At 51.9% G+C, this 2,500-nt stretch carries 2 rRNA genes (1 of these 2 cut by a window edge); both read right to left on the bottom strand.

What is annotated here, in order from left to right:
* A 23S ribosomal RNA gene (locus tag AB0K82_RS44290) occupies window positions 1–1,015 on the bottom strand; its annotated part reaches 2,082 nt to the left of the window's first position; the annotation flags it as partial.
* 165 nt (window positions 1,016–1,180) lie between these two features.
* Window positions 1,181–2,500: ribosomal RNA gene (locus AB0K82_RS44285) — 16S ribosomal RNA — on the bottom strand; the annotation flags it as partial.

Raw genomic sequence — 2,500 nt, 5'->3', positions numbered from 1 at the left:
CGAACACTCGCATACGAAGACGACTCCTTGGTCCGTGTTTCAAGACGGGTCGCTGATGACCATTACGCCAGCATCCTTGCGGAGCGCGTACCTCAGTCCGGCGCAGGGTATTACACAACGGGCTATAACACTCCCCGAGGGGAGCCACATTCCCGAAGCCTTTATCCCCCGCGCCAAACTGATGCTGGCCTGTGCCCGGCAAAGTGCACCAGCGAGAACGCTGGATGATTCACCGGGCCCAAGTCTGGTCATAGGCGCTTCCCTTTCAACAATTTCACGTACTTTTTAACCCTCTTTTCAAAGTGCTTTTCATCTTTCGATCACTCTACTTGTGCGCTATCGGTCTCTGGCCGGTATTTAGCTTTAGAAGACATATACCACCCATTTTGAGCAGCATTCCCAAACTACTCGACTCGTCGAAGGAGCTTTACATAGGCTTGGCATCCGACCAGACGGGGCTCTCACCCTCTGTGGCGTCCCGTTCCAGGGAACTCGGAAGGCGCCTCGCCAAAAGCATCCTCTACAAATTACAACTCGGGCCCTGGGGACCAGATTTCAAATTTGAGCTGTTGCCGCTTCACTCGCCGTTACTGGGGCAATCCCTGTTGGTTTCTTTTCCTCCGCTTATTGATATGCTTAAGTTCAGCGGGTATTCCTACCTGATTCGAGGTCAACATTCGGAAGGTGGGGTGTTTAACGGCGTGGCCGCGCCCGGGTCCCGGTGCGAGTGGATATTACTACGCAGAGGTCGCCGCGGACGGGCCGCCACTCCATTTCGGGGCCGGCGGTGTTAGCGCCGGGTCCCCAACGCCGGGCTCTCCCAAAAAGAGGGGAGCTCGAGGGTTGAAATGACGCTCGAACAGGCATGCCCGCCAGAATTCTGGCGGGCGCAATGTGCGTTCAAAGATTCGATGATTCACTGAATTCTGCAATTCACATTACTTATCGCATTTCGCTGCGTTCTTCATCGATGCCAGAACCAAGAGATCCGTTGTTGAAAGTTTTGATTCATTTGTATTTTGCCTTGCGGCACACTCAGAAGAAACTGTAAAAACAAAAGAGTTTGTGGCCTCCGGCGGGCGCCTGGTTCCGGGCCGCGAAACCGAAGAGGTTCCGGGCGCCGGGGCGGCTCCGCCGAAGCAACGTAAAGGTATGTTCACATGGGTTTGGGAGTTGTAAACTCGGTAATGATCCCTCCGCTGGTTCACCAACGGAGACCTTGTTACGACTTTTACTTCCTCTAAATGACCGAGTTTGGAGAGCTTTCCGGCCCTGGGTGGTAGTTGCCCACCTCCCTGGGCCAGTCCGGACGCCTCACTGAGCCATTCAATCGGTAGTAGCGACGGGCGGTGTGTACAAAGGGCAGGGACGTAATCAACGCAAGCTGATGACTTGCGCTTACTAGGGATTCCTCGTTGAAGAGCAATAATTGCAATGCTCTATCCCCAGCACGACGGAGTTTAACAAGATTACCCGGGCCTTTCGGCCAAGGAAGTACTCGCTGGCTCCGTCAGTGTAGCGCGCGTGCGGCCCAGAACATCTAAGGGCATCACAGACCTGTTATTGCCTCAAACTTCCATCGGCTTGAGCCGATAGTCCCTCTAAGAAGCCAGCGTACTGCCAAAGCAATACGGGCTATTTAGCAGGTTAAGGTCTCGTTCGTTATCGCAATTAAGCAGACAAATCACTCCACCAACTAAGAACGGCCATGCACCACCACCCACAAAATCAAGAAAGAGCTCTCAATCTGTCAATCCTCATTGTGTCTGGACCTGGTGAGTTTCCCCGTGTTGAGTCAAATTAAGCCGCAGGCTCCACCCCTGGTGGTGCCCTTCCGTCAATTTCTTTAAGTTTCAGCCTTGCGACCATACTCCCCCTGGAGCCCAAGCACTTTGATTTCTCGTAAGGTGCCGAACGCGTCAAAAAATAACATCGTCCGATCCCTAGTCGGCATAGTTTATGGTTAAGACTACGACGGTATCTGATCGTCTTCGATCCCCTAACTTTCGTTCCTGATTAATGAAAACATCCTTGGCAAATGCTTTCGCAGTAGTTAGTCTTCAATAAATCCAAGAATTTCACCTCTGACAATTGAATACTGATGCCCCCGACTGTCCCTATTAATCATTACGGCGGTCCTAGAAACCAACAAAATAGAACCACACGTCCTATTTCATTATTCCATGCTAATGTATTCGAGCATAGGCCTGCCTGGAGCACTCTAATTTTTTCAAAGTAAAAGTCCTGTTTCCCCGTCACACCCAGTGAAGGGCATGAGGTTCCACAGAGGGAAAGGCCCGGCCGGACCAGTACACGCGGTGAGGCGGACCGGCCAGCCAGGCCCAAGGTTCAACTACGAGCTTTTTAACCACAACAACTTTAATATACGCTATTGGAGCTGGAATTACCGCGGCTGCTGGCACCAGACTTGCCCTCCAATTGTTCCTCGTTAAGGGATTTAAATTGTACTCATTCCAATTACAAGACCCAAAAGAGCCCT

The sequence above is a fragment of the Actinoallomurus sp. NPDC052274 genome, from assembly GCF_040679475.1.
GTDB classification, from domain to species: domain Bacteria; phylum Actinomycetota; class Actinomycetes; order Streptosporangiales; family Streptosporangiaceae; genus Actinoallomurus; species Actinoallomurus liliacearum.
Note: the sequence above shows the minus strand (reverse complement) of the source record. Positions and strands in the feature narration are given on the sequence as shown.